Raw genomic sequence first — 12,889 nt, 5'->3', positions numbered from 1 at the left:
GTGATGTCTCCAAAAGCTGCGGCGCTCCCCGCCGCCCCCAGAGCGGAGGGCCGAGCCGCCAAATGGGGAAACGGCCAAGCCCCCGGGCGATTTAGCGAAAAAATCCGGCGCCGCGATTTTGCCGGCCTCACGCACGCGTCTACGCGCGCGTAGACACGCGGGCGGCACGCGCGTGTCGCGCCCGGAAAAATTTTGCCGGCCTGAAACGGATTTTAATCCCGCATTTACTAGCCGGCCCGCATTGCAGCCTTGTCCTTGGGGGATAGCAATGCGTTCGATTTTTCCTTCCGCTGCGGTGTTGCAGCGTCACTATCCGCTCGTCTCGAGCCTGCGTGCGCAGGGCTTCGGGCTTGGCTCGTTCGAGACGGCGCAGCCGGGTCCGGGCGACCTGTTCCTGATCGCCGAGGGCGAGGCACCGCCGGCGCCGGCGCGCACCGTCATCATCGGCGGCGAGCAGCGCCAGGTGCTGCCGTCGCGCAACGGCAATCCGGCGCGGATCGCCTTCGATGCCGAGGATGCCGCGGTCGGCCACGGCTTCGCCCGTGCGCTCGTCGCCGGGGCCGAGATGCCGACCGCCGCCGATCCCGAAAGCCTCGCGCTGCTGGCGCTCGCCGAGCGCGTCGCGCAGGCGGACATCACCGTGCTGATCAACGGCCCGACCGGCACCGGCAAGGAAGTGCTCGCCCGCGCGATCCACAACCAGTCACCGCGTCGCGACGGCCCGTTCATCGCGATCAACTGCGCCGCTTTGCCGGAAACGATGCTGGAAGCCTTGCTGTTCGGCCATCAGAAGGGCGCGTTCACCGGCGCCTCGTCGGGTGGCGAAGGCTTCTTCCGCGCCGCCGACGGCGGCACCATCCTGCTCGACGAGATCGCCGAGATGCCGCTGCAATTGCAGGCCAAGCTGCTGCGCGTGCTGCAGGAGCGCGAGGTCGTGCCGATCGGCGCCTCGGTGCCGCAGAGCATCGACGTGCGCGTCGTCGCGTGCGCCAACCGCGATCTTCAGGCGGAGGTCGCCGCCGGCCGCTTCCGCGCCGATCTCTACTACCGCCTGTCGGTCTTCCCGCTGTCGACCAAGCCGCTCGCCGAGCGCCCGCAGGACATTCCGGCGCTCGCCGCGACGATGATTCTGCGCCATGCCGGATCACGCGCGGTGGTGCCCTGGCCGACCGCCGCGGCGATCGAGACGTTGATGGGCCACGACTGGCCGGGTAACGTCCGCGAGCTCGAGAACGTGATCCAGCGCGCGCTGCTGTTCGCCGGCGGCGACACGATCGAGGCGAGCCATATCGTCTTCGACCGGCCGGTCAGCTTCACCTTCCACCGCGATCCTGCGCCGGTGACGCAGCTGTTCGCGGCCCCGGCGCCCGCGCCCGCGCCGGCCGAACCGGCGACCCTCGGCAACGTCGTGCAGATGAGCGAATTCCAGGCGATCCGCGAAACGCTCGCGGCGTGCGGCGGCAGCCGGGTCGAGACCGCGCGCCGGCTTGGCATCTCGGAGCGCACGCTGCGCTACCGCCTCGCCAAGGCGCGCGAACAGGGTGACGATCTCGCCCGGCCGCTCAGCATGGCGGCATCGGCATGACCGGCGTCGCCAATGTCGGCGGCGCGATGAGCGTCGACCGGGTGATGCAGCTGCGCGCGCAGATCCTCGAACGCAATCAGGCGCTGAGCCGCGCCAGCGCGACCGACGGCGCACCGGCGGCGGCCAAGCCGACCAGCTTCGCCGATACGCTCCAGGATGCGCTGAAGGACGTCAACGCCGGCCAGAACAAGGCTTCGGCGCTGTCGGAAAGCTACGAACGCGGTGAGACGGTCGATATCGCCAAGGTCATGCTGGCCCGCCAGCAAGCCTCGGTCGGGTTCGAGGCGACGCTGCAGGTCCGCAACAAATTGCTGTCCGCCTACAAGGACATCATGAGCATGCCGGTGTAATCGATGAGCACTGCCCTCGCCCCCGTTTCGACCTCGGCGCTGCCCGAGAAATTCGCCAACCCGCTGTTGCAGATCAAGGGCGTGCTGGCGCAGCCCGCGGTCCGCCGCAGCCTGCCGATGGCGATGCTCGTCGCGCTGATCGGCGCCGCCGCGCTCGCCTGGATGACCTTTTCGACGCCGACGCAGAAGACGCTGTTCACCGGCCTCACCGACGCCGACAAACAGGCGGTGACCAGCGCGCTGACGCAGGCGAACATCGCCAGCAAGATCGACGAGGGCACCGGCGCACTGACCGTCAACGAGGATCAGTACAGCAAGGCGCGGATGCTGCTCGCCGGCCAGGGCCTGCCGAAACAGGCGCCGGGCGGCTATGCGATCCTCGACCAGCTGCCGATGGGCGTCAGCCGCGCCGTCGAGGGCGAGCGGCTGCGCCAGGCGCGCGAGACCGAACTCGCCCGCTCGATCGAGGATATCGACGCGGTCGCCGAGGCGCGCGTCCACCTCGCCATGCCCGAAGCCAGCGTGTTCGTGCGCGACAATGCCTCGCCCTCCGCCTCGGTGGTGGTCAAGCTGCAGGGCGGCCGTGCGCTCAGCCAGGCGCAGGTCCAGTCGATCGTCAATCTCGTCGCCTCGTCGGTGCCGGGAATGAAGCCCGAAAGCGTCACGATCGTCGACCAGATGGGCGCCTTGCTGTCCAAGCCGGGTGCCGGCGGCGCCGATGCCGACAGCGACGCGCGGCTCGAGATGCAGCGCAAGACCGAGGACAAGGTCCGCCAGCAGCTCGTCCAGTTGCTCACGCCGCTGGTCGGTGCCGGCAATTTCACCGCCGAGGTGCAGGCCGACATCAACCTCGACCAGACGCAGGCGACGCGCGAAACCTATGACAAGGCCGGCGCGCTGCGCGCCGAGACGGGCAATTGGGTCGGCAATCAGGCGAATGCGCCGGCGACGCCGGGCGGCATCCCCGGTGCGCTGTCCAACACGCCGCCGCCCGCCAGCCAGCTCCAGACGCCGCAGCCCGCGGTCGGGGCGAGCGGCAATCCCGCCGCCGCGCCGACGCCGACCGCCGGCGGCCCCGCCCCCAATCCCAACAAGCAGAGCGACAGCTTCCAGCGCGCCTATGACCTCGGCAAGGAAGTGTCGGTGACGCGGCAGGCGCCCGGCTCGGTCAAGCGGCTGTCGGTGGCGGTGCTGCTGCGCGATCCCGACAAGTCGCGGCGCACCGCGGCGGAGATCACGCAGATCACCGATCTGGTGAAGAGCGCGGTCGGCTTCGATCAGGCGCGTCAGGATCAGGTGACGGTGATCAGCCGCAAGTTCGCCGACACCTCGGCGGATACGAGTGGTCCCGCCTGGTATGACAATGCCTGGCTGCCGGTGCTCGCCCGCAACGCCACCGCGATCCTGATCGCGCTGCTCGTCCTGCTGCTCGGCGTACGTCCGCTCGCCAAGGGTCTGATGAAGAAGCGCGAGGATGCCACCCCGGCGCTCGCCGGCCCCGGCGGCACGATCGCCGGCGGCGAGAGCGACGGCATCACGGTGCACGAGGCGGTCAGCCTCGACCGGCTCGAGGCGACGCAGACGGTCGACGACCGGATCGGTGCGGTGCGCGGCTTCACCCGTGACAATCCGGCACGCGCCGCGCTGGCGATCCGCGACATGATCAAGGCCGACGCCAAGTGACCGCCGCCCCTGCCCCCGCGCGCACCTATACCGGCGTCGAACGCGCCGCGGTGCTGATGATGCTGGTCGGCGAGGACGAGGCCGCGGCCATCCTCCAGAAGCTCGACCCCGAGGAGGTACGCCAGCTCGGCTCGGCGATGTTCGCGGTCGCCGACGTCTCCGAACAGGAGATGGAGGACGTGCTCGACGATTTCGTCGGCAAGGCGCGCGAGCGCACCGGCGTCACCTTCGAACCGCGCCCGCGCATCGAGGCGGTGATGAACCGCGCGCTCGGCGCCGAGAAGGCGGAGAGCGTGCTCGCCCGCATCACCCCGCCCGAAGCGGCGTGCGAACTCGAATTGCTCGACTGGCTCGACGCCAGCGAGATCGCGCAGATGATCGAGAAGGAGCATCCGCAGATCGCCGCGGTGATGATCGCCAACCTCGACCCCGCGGTCGGCGGCCAGGTGCTCGAACTGCTCCCCGATGCGGTACAGCCCGACATCCTCCACCGCATCGCCCGGCTGGGGCCGATCAACGCCGATGCGATCGACACGCTGAAGACGGTGCTCGCCAACCGGCGCGGCGGCAGCGGCGGCGGCTCGGCGAGCGGCCTGTCGCTCGGCGGCACGCGCGAGGCGGCGAAGATCCTGCAGGGCGCGCGCAAGGCCACCGAACAGCGCGTGCTGCCCAAATTGTTCAAGATCGACAAGGATGTCGCCAAGGCGATCGAAGAGGCGATGTTCGTCTTCGACAATCTGCTCGACATGGACGACAAGAATCTCGGCACCCTCATCCGCAACGTCGACGGCGACATCCTGTCGCGCGCGCTCAAGGGCGTCGACGAGAATGCGCGCAACCGCTTCCTCGGCTGCATGTCGGCTCGGGCCGCCGACGGCATCCGCGACGAGATGGAGGCGCGCGGGCCGATGAAGCTCGCCGAGGTGCTGGAGGCGCAGAAGGCGATGATCGGTATCGCGCGCAACCTCGCCAAGGACGGCACGATCATGATGGGCGCGGGCGACGACGATTATGTCTGAGTTCGTCGCCGGCTTCGCCGCCCGTCACGACACCGCCGCGCATCTGTTGCAGGCCGCCTTCGCGCCGCAGGCGGGCTTCTCGCCGCGCGACATGTGGGCGACGCTGGAACGGACGATGGGCGCCGCGCCCGATCCCGAACCGCGCTCCGGCCCGCGCCACTTCAGCCCGGCCGATCCCGGCGGCGACAAGCCGACGCGCGGCTGGGACCCGCTCGACAGCGAGGCGGAGCCGACCGACTTCATCGATCCGATCGAGACCGCGCATGCCGCCGGCTATGCCGAGGGCCTCGCCGCCGCCGCCGCCGCTGCGCGGGAAAGCGGCGACCGCGACCGTACGCTGCTCACCCAGCTCACCGCCGCGCTCGCCAACGGCCATCAGCTCGACCGCGACCGTATCGCCGGACAGCTGCGCCAGACGGTGCTGCTGCTCGTCAACAAGCTGGTCGGCGAATGCGGCGTCGCGCCGGCGGTGCTGACCGCGCGGATCGAGGCGGCGGCCGAACTGCTCGCCGAGGCGGGCGAATCGGCGCTGCTGCGGCTGCATCCCGACGACCTGCCGCTGGTCGACGGCGCGCTGCCCAAATCGATCTTCGCCGCGGGCGATGCGGCGCTGGCACGCGGCAGCTTCGTGCTCGAAAGCGCCTCGACGCTGATCGAGGACGGCCCGGCGCTGTGGCTCGGCCAGCTCGCCGAGGCGATCGACCGGATCCCCGTGCCGCCGCTGGAGGCGCGCGCGTGTTGAACCGCTTCACCAGCGACTATCTCGAAACGCTCGCCGTCGCCGATTTCCGCCCGGCGCCCAAGGTGTCGGGGCGGCTCGCCTCCTATGACGGCCTGCTGATGGAAGCGGTCGGCCTGTCGCTGCCGGTCGGCACGATCTGCGAGATCGGCGAAACCGGCGCCAAGGTCGAGGCGGAGGTGATCGGCTTCCGCAACGGCCGCACCTTGCTGATGAACCTCGGCGGTCCCGCCGCGCTGCTGCCGCGTGCGCCGGTCCGCCCCGTCGGCCCGCCCGGCGAGGCGGAGGTCGGCGCGGCGCTGCTCGGCCGCGTCGTCGACGGCGCCGGCCGGCCGATCGACGGGCTCGGCCCGATCCGCGGCGCGGGCAGCTGGCCGCTCGCCGGCAAGCTGCAATCGCCGCTCGACCGCGGCCGCGTGCTCGAACCGATGGACGTCGGCGTCCGCGCGATCAACGGCCTGCTGACGATCGGCCAGGGCCAGCGCGTCGGCATCATGGCGGGATCGGGCGTCGGCAAGTCGGTGCTGCTCGGCATGATGGTGCGCGCCGCGCAGGCGGACGTGATCGTCATCGGCCTGATCGGCGAACGCAGCCGCGAGGTCGCCGACTTCCTCGAAACCAAGGTCGCCGGTGCCGCGCGCCAGCGGTCGGTGGTCGTCGCCGTACCCGCCAACCATTCGCCGGTGTTGCGCATCCGCGGCGCGCTGCGCGCCACCGCCATCGCCGAAGCCTTCCGCAACGAAGGCAAGAAGGTGCTGCTGATCATGGACAGCCTCACCCGCGTCGCCCACGCCGGCCGCGAGATCGGGCTGGCGCTCGGCGAACCGGCGAGCGCGCGCGGCTATCCGCCCTCCGCCATCGCGATGCTGCCCAATCTGATCGAGCGTGCCGGCACCGACGTGCGGACCGGCGGATCGATCACCGCCATCTACACGGTGCTCGCCGACGGCGACGACGGCAACGATCCCGTCGTCGATTCGGCGCGTTCGATCCTCGACGGCCATATCGTGCTCAACCGCCATCTCGCCGAGCGCGGCGTCTATCCGGCGATCGACATCGGCCCGTCGGTCAGCCGCGTGATGACCGACATCGCCCATGCCGATCACGTCCACGCCGCGCGCGTGCTGCGCCGCCACCTCGCCACCTATGAAGAGAATCGCGACCTGGTGCTGATGGGCGCCTATCGCCCCGGCGCCGATCCCGCGATCGATGCGGCGATCGCCGCGCATCCGGCGGTGATGGAATATATCCGCCAGGGCTCCGACGAGGTCGTCGGGCTCGGCGATGCGATCGCCGAACTGACCGGCGTCTTCGGTGCCTGACGCCAAGAAGCTCGCACGCATTTATCGCGTCCGCACGCTCCAGCTCGGGCTGAGCCGCGCGGACGAAATGCGCGCGCACGAGAAATTCGCGAGCGAGGCGCATCTCGCCCGCCGCATCCAGGCGCTCGCCGATGCGGTGTCGCCGACGCCGGCGTCGCATGACAGCGCCGCCGCGCTCGGCGCGCAGGCGCATTTCCGCGAGCGGCTGCATCAATCCTCCGCCGCGGCGCAGGCGCGCGTCCAGTCCGCCGAGATGTTCGTCAATCGCGCGGTCGAGGCGACGCGCTCCGCCAAGCGCGATCAGAGCGCGATCGAGAAGCTGATCGACCGCGCCCGCCGCGCCGCGGTGGCGAAGGAGATGCGCGCGCTGGAGGATACGCCGCCTGTGTCGCCGCTCAAGGCAAAACGGCACGATCCTTGCTAAGTGACGCGGGACACCCGTGTTGCTGACGAGATTGCCCCGATGATCACCCCCGCCTCCGCGCTGCTCACGATCGCCCCCGGCCAGCCGGGCAAGGGCGTATCCACCGCGGATGGCGACCTGTTCGCGCTGTCGATGCTCGCGGCGGGCGGCGATGCGGCGGATGCCACCGCGCCGATGCTGCCGCCCACGTCCGTGGGGGTGACGCCGATCCGGCAAGAGCTTGCCGCCCCCGGCATGGTGCTGCCGACCGCCCCCGTCGCAACCGTCGCGCCGCCGACGCCTGCCGTCGATCCGGCGCTCGCGTGGCTGGCCGCGGTCGATATGCCGGTGCCCGCACCGCTCGACGTCCCCACCGCACCGCCGACGACGCCGAATGGCGCGACCGCAGCGGCGCTGCCGGTCCAGCCCATGCCGGATACTGCCGCCCCGACGATCATTGTGGCCGCGCCGCCGGCACGTCGCCAGCCGGCGGCGCCTGCTGCCGCTGTCGCCGCGCCGGTACCGGCGCAGCCGAGCGCGCCGGACGCACCGACGCCGTCGCTCCAGCCCACCGGCGATGCCGCGCCGGCCGAACCGATCGCACCGACGGAGCCGCCTGCGACCGCTCACGTGGATTCCGATGCGGCTCCCGCGAAACCGGCCGCGTCTCCGCTCCGGACGACGGCGGCCCCGGCGACTCCGCTGCCGGGTGGACGACAGACCGCGCCCAGACTCGCTGCGGTCGCAGATCCGTCGACCGCCATGGCCGGCCCGATGCCGGCGGATGTCGATCTCTCCGCACCGCTGGACGAGGACGAGCCCGCCGAGACGGAGGATGCGGACACCCCCGCAGCCGACACCGCCGCGGTCCTGCCGGCCCCGCCGCAACCGGCGATGATCGCCGCGCCACCGCCTGCAGAAACGCCGGCCCCGCCCCCGCCGGCCCCGTCGACAGCGCCCGCAGTCGCGGCGCGCACCGCCGCACCGGCGACGCGATCGACGGCGGTGCAAGGCGCGCCTCTCGCCGCGCAACCGCAACCGACCTCCACGGTCGCCAGCGCCACGCCGCAGAGCGCGCTACCGGACGCGCAGGCCGACACCGTCGGGCGGCCCTTGGCCGCGCCCGAGCAACGCCCGACGCGCGCCACGCAGCCTGCCGCCGCACCGGCTGCGGACATGGCCGCACAGCCGCCGGTCGCCGCTTCCGTTCCGACGCAGTCCGCGTCGGTCCGGGCGACCGCGTCGACATCCTCCACCGAACAGCGCTCCGATCCTACGCGCCCGCCCACATCCTTTGCCGCAGCACGGCCAGCCATCGCGCGCACGGTCACGGGCGAAGACGCTCGCCTGGCCGTCCCGGTCGCGGCGCCGATGCCGACTGTGCCGGCCCCCGCCGCCGCGACCGCCGTCATGCCGCAAGCCACCCCCGCCGCCGCACCGACGCCAGCGCCGCTGGCGACGCCCGGCGCATTCGTGACGGACGCCGCGCCGGTCGCACCGACGTCAGCGGCAGCGATCGTGCCGATGCCGGCGCCCAGGACCGTATCAGCGCCCGCATCCGCGCCGCCGCCCGCCCCGGTCGCGCCAGCCTCCGCCCCGTTGATCGCCGCCGCCGCGCCGGTCGCGGTCGCCGGCGCACCGGTGATCGCCGCGCCCGCGACGCCCGCCCCCGTCGCGACGCCGCCCGCCGCGCCTGCGTCGACCGCTTCAGCCGTCGCGGCGACCGCCGTTTCCCCCCGTGCCTTCGTCCGCGAGGTCGACGGCCGGCGCCAGAACGTGACGCTCCGCCCGCAGGCCGCGCTGCCGCAGCCCGCCGCGGGCACCACCGCCCCGGCGGCGCAGGTGTTCGGCGCGGCGATCCAGGCGGCCGGACGCGAGGAGCGCCGCGCCGCCGATCCGGCAGAGCTGACCCCGGCGCTCACCGCCACCGGCACCGCTGCCGTCACCACCGCCGCACCGCTCATCACCGACGTGCAGCCGACGCTCGACATGCGCCAGACCGGCTGGCCGACCGCGATGATCGACCATATCGAGACACTGCGCGATGCCGCCAACGCGCAGGACACGCGTATCCGCCTCGTCCCCGATGCGCTCGGCGTCGTCGATATCGCGGTCAAGACGGTCGGCGATGCGATCCACGTCCGCTTCGCCGCCAGCGACGCGACGACACGCAGCCTGATCGAGGAGGCGCAGCCGCGCCTCGCCGCGATCGCCGGTGAGCGCGGCCTGCATATCGGCCAGTCGGTGGTCGAGGCGGCGCCGGTGACGCCGCCCGCCGCCACCTCGCCCCAGACCGGCGCGCAGAACCAGCCGCAGGGCCAGGGCAACGGCACGTCCGCGCAACAGAATAATCCATCGACCGCCCAGCAGGCGCAAACCAACCAGCAGCAACAGCAGCAGCGCCAGCCGCAGGCCACACGTCAGCCGGCCGCCCCGGCCCGCGCCCCCTCCCCCGATCGTGACGCCGCCGACGACGGCCGCGTCGCCTGAACCCTGACCGAGGATCCGAAACGATGAGCGACAAACCCGCAGAGGCCCCCAAGAAGAAAGGGGGCAAGATGAAGATCGTGATCATGGCGGTCGCGCTGATCGCGCTGGTCGGCGGCGGCGTCGGCGCCGGCGTCTATGCGGCAAGCAGCGGGCTGATCGGCGGCCATGCCGCCGCGCCGGAGGACCACGGCCCCAAGCTCGTCCCGAAGTCCGAACAGAAGCGTCCCGCCGCGGGCGGCGAAGGCGGTGAGGGGCATGGCGGCGACGCGGCGGCGAGCGGCGGCAAGCACGTCCCCTCGGGCGGCGACGGCGACAAATATGCGTCCAATTACTACACGATGGACCCGCAGTTCACGTCCAACCTGCAGGATTCGGTGCACGTCATCCAGGTCGGCATCGCCATCTCGACCCCCTATGACGACACCGTCATCGAGAATCTGAAGACCAACGATATCGCGATCCGCTCGGCGGTGCTGCTCGCGCTCGGCGACACGCCCGAGGAGCAGGTCTTCACCTCTGCCGGCAAGCAGCAGATGCAGCAGCGGCTGGCCAAGGCGATCAACGCGGTTCTCGAACAAAAAGAGGGATTCGGCGGCGTCAGTAACGTCTACTTTACCAATTTCGTTGTTCAGTGAGCCCATGGTTAACGCCGGATCAACCACGGAACGACGCGCGCGCGAACGCCGCCCTGCCGCCCATGCGGCGGGGCTGGGCGAAGCCAAGCTCAATCCGTTCGGTGATCTTCACACGTTGCAGCACCTCTCCGCGCGCCTCGCGCGGGCGTTGCGCGGCGTGTTCGAGCCGTTGCTGCGGCGCGAGGTGCGCGCCTGGGCGGAGCCGCTCGTCGTCCAGCGCTTCGGCGACTATCGGGCCGAGCGCGCCGACGGACTGACCGCCTGGCTGCCGCTGATCATGGCGCCGCAGGGCGCGACCGGCCTGTGCGTGCTCGACGGCGTGTTCGTGCTCGAGATGCTCGACCTGTTCTTCGGCGGCACCGGCGCTGCGCCGGCGGTGATCCCGACCGAATTCTCGCCCGCCGCCGAGGCGATCGTCGGCAAGATCGGCGCGGCGATCGCCGGGCCGCTGCGCGCCGCCTGGGAACCGCTCGCCAAGATGGACTTCACGCCGACGCGGGTCGAGATCAGCGCGGCGATGCTCGCCACCGACGCCGACGACGCGATGATCGTCACCCGCTTCGGCATCGCCGCGGGCGACGCCCGACCGGTGTTCATCGACCTGCTCTACCCGGTGACCGCGCTCAAGCCGCATGCGCCGACGCTGACCGGCAAGGTGCTCGACAAGCAGGAGGCGGACCCGGCGTGGCGCACCTCGCTGACCCGCGCCGCGATGAACGTGCGCTTCCCGATCCGCTCGGTGCTCGCCGAACCCGTGGTGCCGCTGTCGATGCTGATGAACCTCAAGCCGGGCGACGTCATCCCGATCAGCTTCGGCCCGGAAGTGCCGGTGATGGTCGGCAGCGACTGCCTCGGCCGCGGCACCGTCGGCACCTCGAACGGCCATGCCGCCGTCCGCCTCACCTCCATTGCCCGATTCGACGACGAAGGACCTGACGCATGAACGATATGACCGGCGGCTTCCCGCTCGATGCCGGGGTGGCCGCCAATTTCCGGCTGCTTCAGGACGTCGACGTCAAGCTGACCGTCGAGATCGGCTCGACCCAGCTGACCTTGCGTGAACTGCTCGCGCTCGGCGAGTCGAGCGTGATCGAGCTCGACCGGCAGGCGAACGAGCTGCTCGACGTCTTCGTCAACGGCACGCTGATCGGCCGCGGCGAGGTGGTCACCGTCGGCGACCGTTTCGGCGTGCGGATGACCGAGCTGGTCACGCCGGACAAATCCACCCCCTCGCGCGGCTGAAGACACCCGATGCTCTGGTCCTATATCCTCAAGCTCGTCATCCTGCTGCCGCTGGTCTGCGGCCTGATGATCGGTTGCCTGTACGCGTGGCGCAAGCTCGAGACGCGGATGCCCGGCAAGGCACCCAACCGGCTGATCGGCATCAAGGAAACCATGATGATCTCGCCCGGCCTGCGGCTCGCGGTGCTCGATTTCGAAGGCAGGCGGCTGCTCGTCTCGGTCGGTCGCGGCGGCGTCACCCTGATCGACAAGGCCGACCTGTGAGCGTCACCGTCACCCGCAGCGGCCATGGCCCGGCGCTGATCCGCAGCGCCCGCCCGCGCGCCGCCCGCCCCGCCGCGCGCCGCTGGATCTGGGCGATGCTCGCGATCGCGCTCGCGCTGCTGATCGCGATGCCCGCCTTCGCGCAGGGCCAGCCCGCCGCGCCGGCGCCCGGCGTCGGCGATGCGGTCGACCGCGCGCTCGGCCAGCTGAGTTCGGGCGCCGCCTCGGGCGGCACGCAGAGCGCGCCGCTGTCGCTGTCGCTCCAGGTCCTCATCATCATGGGCCTGCTGACGATCCTGCCGGGCATCCTGCTGATGATGACCAGCTTCACCCGCATCGTCATCGTCCTCGCGGTGCTGCGCCAGGCGCTCGGCCTGCAACAGACGCCGCCCAATCAGGTGCTGATCGGCCTCGCGCTGTTCCTGTCGCTGTTCATCATGGCACCGACGATCAGCCAGATGAACACGCAGGCGATCCAGCCCTATGCCGCCGGCCAGCTCGCCGGCACGCAGATGATCGAGCGCGCCGGTGCGCCGCTCCATGCCTTCATGGTCAAGCAGACGCGGATCAAGGACGTGACGATGTTCGCCGACATGGCGAAGTCCGGCCCCTATAGCTCGTCCGCCGACATCCCCTTCGCGGTGCTGCTCCCCGCCTTCGTCACCTCCGAACTCAAGACCGCCTTCCAGATCGGGTTCCTGATGTTCCTGCCGTTCATCGTCATCGATCTCGTCGTCGCCTCGGTGCTGATGGCGCTCGGCATGGCGATGCTGTCGCCGACGATCATCTCGCTGCCGTTCAAGCTGCTGCTGTTCGTGCTGGTCGACGGCTGGGCGCTGACGATGGGCAGCCTCGCCAATTCGTTCGCGACCTGAGGAGCCAATCATGGACGCCGATTATTTCCTCACCGTCGCCAATCAGACGATGTGGGTGCTCGCGCTCGCCAGCGCGCCGATCCTGATCCCGGCGCTGCTCGCCGGGTTGATCCTCGGCATGATCCAGGCGGCGACCTCGATCAACGAACAGACGCTGAGCTTCGTCCCCAAATTGCTGGTCGTCGCCTTCTCGATCATGATCTTCGGCAGCCTGATCCTCGGCCTGCTCACCGATTTCACCGTCGGCATGTTCGAACGCATCCCGGATCTGGTGAAGTAGTC

Annotated in this window: 14 protein-coding genes; all 14 read left to right on the top strand. The window is 70.9% G+C overall.

Features of this window, described 5'->3' with window-relative positions; all coding sequences use genetic code 11:
- Window positions 1-268 precede the first annotated feature (268 nt).
- From V8201_RS00175 to fliQ, 14 genes are read left to right on the top strand one after another with little or no spacing between them, the layout of a single operon-like run.
- Window positions 269-1,585, top strand: coding sequence for a sigma-54 interaction domain-containing protein (locus V8201_RS00175; protein ID WP_336544178.1), 1,317 nt, complete (start codon window positions 269-271; stop codon window positions 1,583-1,585).
- Window positions 1,582-1,935 (top strand): flagellar hook-basal body complex protein FliE, encoded by a 354-nt coding sequence (gene fliE / locus V8201_RS00170; protein ID WP_037535165.1) that lies wholly within the window; start codon window positions 1,582-1,584, stop codon window positions 1,933-1,935. Before V8201_RS00175 ends, fliE begins: the two co-directional genes overlap by 4 nt.
- A gap of 3 nt (window positions 1,936-1,938) precedes the next feature.
- Window positions 1,939-3,618 carry a flagellar basal-body MS-ring/collar protein FliF gene (gene fliF / locus V8201_RS00165; RefSeq protein WP_037535166.1) on the top strand — a complete coding sequence of 560 codons (1,680 nt, stop codon included), beginning with the start codon at window positions 1,939-1,941 and terminating at the stop codon, window positions 3,616-3,618.
- On the top strand, window positions 3,615-4,637 hold the full coding sequence (gene fliG / locus V8201_RS00160; protein ID WP_037535167.1) for a flagellar motor switch protein FliG: 1,023 nt from the start codon (window positions 3,615-3,617) through the stop codon (window positions 4,635-4,637). Before fliF ends, fliG begins: the two co-directional genes overlap by 4 nt.
- Window positions 4,630-5,379, top strand: coding sequence for a FliH/SctL family protein (locus tag V8201_RS00155; RefSeq protein WP_336544177.1), 750 nt, complete (start codon window positions 4,630-4,632; stop codon window positions 5,377-5,379). The genes fliG and V8201_RS00155 overlap by 8 nt, the downstream gene beginning before the upstream one ends.
- Window positions 5,373-6,698, top strand: a complete 1,326-nt coding sequence (locus V8201_RS00150; RefSeq protein ID WP_336544176.1) for a FliI/YscN family ATPase — start codon at window positions 5,373-5,375, stop codon at window positions 6,696-6,698. The genes V8201_RS00155 and V8201_RS00150 overlap by 7 nt, the downstream gene beginning before the upstream one ends.
- Entirely contained in the window at window positions 6,691-7,122 is a 432-nt protein-coding gene (locus V8201_RS00145) for a hypothetical protein (RefSeq protein ID WP_271299632.1), read from the top strand. Before V8201_RS00150 ends, V8201_RS00145 begins: the two co-directional genes overlap by 8 nt.
- A 39-nt stretch (window positions 7,123-7,161) precedes the next feature.
- Entirely contained in the window at window positions 7,162-9,591 is a 2,430-nt protein-coding gene (locus V8201_RS00140) for a flagellar hook-length control protein FliK (protein ID WP_336544175.1), read from the top strand.
- Window positions 9,592-9,614: 23 nt separating this feature from the next.
- Window positions 9,615-10,226 (top strand): flagellar basal body-associated FliL family protein, encoded by a 612-nt coding sequence (locus V8201_RS00135; RefSeq protein WP_037535171.1) that lies wholly within the window; start codon window positions 9,615-9,617, stop codon window positions 10,224-10,226.
- Between the two features lie 4 nt (window positions 10,227-10,230).
- The gene (locus V8201_RS00130) at window positions 10,231-11,169 is read left to right on the top strand and encodes a flagellar motor switch protein FliM (protein ID WP_037535172.1); all 939 of its coding nucleotides are present in this window, start codon (window positions 10,231-10,233) and stop codon (window positions 11,167-11,169) included.
- The gene (gene fliN, locus V8201_RS00125; RefSeq protein WP_037535173.1) at window positions 11,166-11,468 is read left to right on the top strand and encodes a flagellar motor switch protein FliN; all 303 of its coding nucleotides are present in this window, start codon (window positions 11,166-11,168) and stop codon (window positions 11,466-11,468) included. The genes V8201_RS00130 and fliN overlap by 4 nt, the downstream gene beginning before the upstream one ends.
- Window positions 11,469-11,477: 9 nt before the next feature.
- Window positions 11,478-11,732, top strand: coding sequence for a flagellar biosynthetic protein FliO (locus tag V8201_RS00120; RefSeq protein ID WP_037535174.1), 255 nt, complete (start codon window positions 11,478-11,480; stop codon window positions 11,730-11,732).
- Window positions 11,729-12,607 carry a flagellar type III secretion system pore protein FliP gene (gene fliP, locus V8201_RS00115; RefSeq protein WP_336544174.1) on the top strand — a complete coding sequence of 293 codons (879 nt, stop codon included), beginning with the start codon at window positions 11,729-11,731 and terminating at the stop codon, window positions 12,605-12,607. Before V8201_RS00120 ends, fliP begins: the two co-directional genes overlap by 4 nt.
- 10 nt (window positions 12,608-12,617) lie before the next feature.
- On the top strand, window positions 12,618-12,887 hold the full coding sequence (gene fliQ / locus V8201_RS00110; protein ID WP_037535176.1) for a flagellar biosynthesis protein FliQ: 270 nt from the start codon (window positions 12,618-12,620) through the stop codon (window positions 12,885-12,887).
- Window positions 12,888-12,889: the final 2 nt, after the last annotated feature.

The sequence above is a fragment of the Sphingomonas kyungheensis genome (genome assembly GCF_037120395.1).
GTDB classification, from domain to species: Bacteria; Pseudomonadota; Alphaproteobacteria; order Sphingomonadales; family Sphingomonadaceae; genus Sphingomonas; species Sphingomonas kyungheensis.
The sequence above is the reverse complement of the archived record's forward strand: the minus strand, read 5'-3'. Positions and strand labels throughout refer to the sequence as shown.

Coding starts and splice junctions, on each gene's coding strand:
- V8201_RS00155 (WP_336544177.1), top strand. CDS start 4,630: ATGTCTGAGTTCGTCGCCGGCTTCGCCGCCCGTCACGACACCGCCGCG.
- V8201_RS00140 (WP_336544175.1), top strand. CDS start 7,162: ATGATCACCCCCGCCTCCGCGCTGCTCACGATCGCCCCCGGCCAGCCG.
- V8201_RS00130 (WP_037535172.1), top strand. CDS start 10,231: ATGGTTAACGCCGGATCAACCACGGAACGACGCGCGCGCGAACGCCGC.
- fliN (WP_037535173.1), top strand. CDS start 11,166: ATGAACGATATGACCGGCGGCTTCCCGCTCGATGCCGGGGTGGCCGCC.
- V8201_RS00135 (WP_037535171.1), top strand. CDS start 9,615: ATGAGCGACAAACCCGCAGAGGCCCCCAAGAAGAAAGGGGGCAAGATG.
- fliF (WP_037535166.1), top strand. CDS start 1,939: ATGAGCACTGCCCTCGCCCCCGTTTCGACCTCGGCGCTGCCCGAGAAA.
- V8201_RS00120 (WP_037535174.1), top strand. CDS start 11,478: ATGCTCTGGTCCTATATCCTCAAGCTCGTCATCCTGCTGCCGCTGGTC.
- fliE (WP_037535165.1), top strand. CDS start 1,582: ATGACCGGCGTCGCCAATGTCGGCGGCGCGATGAGCGTCGACCGGGTG.
- V8201_RS00175 (WP_336544178.1), top strand. CDS start 269: ATGCGTTCGATTTTTCCTTCCGCTGCGGTGTTGCAGCGTCACTATCCG.
- fliQ (WP_037535176.1), top strand. CDS start 12,618: ATGGACGCCGATTATTTCCTCACCGTCGCCAATCAGACGATGTGGGTG.